The 1,470-nt window shown below is 55.4% G+C and carries 1 protein-coding gene; it reads right to left on the bottom strand.

All coding sequences use genetic code 11. From position 1 onward, the window contains the following. Positions 1–1,470, bottom strand: a 1,470-nt coding sequence (locus tag AC2GXZ_RS32520) for an FG-GAP repeat domain-containing protein (protein WP_483763376.1), incomplete at both ends; no start/stop codon positions are given.

The raw sequence follows: 1,470 nt of genomic DNA, 5'->3' as shown, positions 1-1,470 counted from the left end.
AGTCGCCGGACCAGCCAGAGCCGGCAATAGACTGGCCGGAGGCCACGACAGCAACTCCGTCCGCGCTGAACTGAAGCGCATAGGTCGCCATCGTTTTGTAAAACCGCCCCTCTCGACGATCTTTATTGGCGACAAACTCAGCTTTACCATCATTGTCGAGATCGCGCAGGATCGGGGCACCCGCAAGGCCGACGTCATCCGCCACCTTGACGAAACCGTTGCCGGTCGAGAGATAGACGTCAACATATTGGTTTAGCGCACTGTAGGCGATCATATCGCTGGCGCCGTCGCCATTTAGATCCCCAACGGCGCAATAGACCTGCTCGGTATATTGTTCCGGTCTGTTGCATTTGGCGCCGATCGAAGTGCCAGTCCATGCGCCGTTCACATAGCGGTAGGCGGTCGAATTGTTGTTGCCCGCAATTGCGCCCTGGCGGCCATTACCACGGTAGTCTGCAACACCGACGACCGGATTACCAAACTTCACCATTTCATCCAAGCCATCGCCGTCCGAATCAACGACGGCGCGCTTCAGCCGATCAAAAGACTCTCCTTGGCTGGTACTGAAACCTGAACTCGCGCTCAACACACCGCAAACAGCGGAGTTCGCTCCAGGGCAGGTTTTTATCGTAACGCCAAGCCCATCCGAAATAACACCCATACGTGCATCTCGCCCGAAGCTTACGGAGTAGCTGTCGCCGGCGTAGCTAGTATAGGTAATCGGAGTGGAAATTCCGATATCTTTGAGGTCTTTACTCGAGAATCGTCCAGCCAAAGTTGATGACGATAGGTAATTGTAGCCGACATCTTCTTGAGTAGGGAACCCAAGTTTCTTTTGCGATATCGTCGCGACCTTCCCATCGTCACCAAATCCAAGAATATCAAATTGCGCTTTGGTCGTCTTGCTATTCCCCCAGAGCTCGTCGCGACCATCAAAATCAAGGTCACCCGTCTCCATTCCGTAATACGCAGGATAGTCATCCGCACTGGGAGTGGTGTCTGGATCTGGCTCGGGCGGGGCCGGCAACTGTGCTGCGACCCTGGTATAACTGAAGGTGAGATTGTCGTAGACCATCTGACGGATGGTGCGCACGGTGTCACCGGTAACGACACCGGACGTGATCGTCGCATCGCGTCCATACTGCTGCACCTTGGTGAGCCGCGAGACATTGGTCAGCGGTGCCTGGTCATAGGTCAGCGTATAGGCACTGCGCAGCAACCCACCACCATAGACGGCAATCGTCTTCAGACGGTAGCGTGTGTAAGACAGGCTCAGACCGTTCGCCATCACCTGCCAGTCGGGACGGATATCGTAGGCGAAGTTAATCGATGCTCCACCGCCATAGCTGATCTTCGACGGATAGCAGACGGGTCGTTGCGGGCAGGTATAGGCATAATTGACCGTGTTGCCATTCATGTCGATCACCTGCGACAGCAGGAAGCGACCGTCATGCTGCAGCTGGTAGTCCG

The organism is Aliirhizobium sp. YIM B11859 (assembly GCF_057163345.1).
Note: the sequence above shows the minus strand (reverse complement) of the source record. Positions and strands in the feature narration are given on the sequence as shown.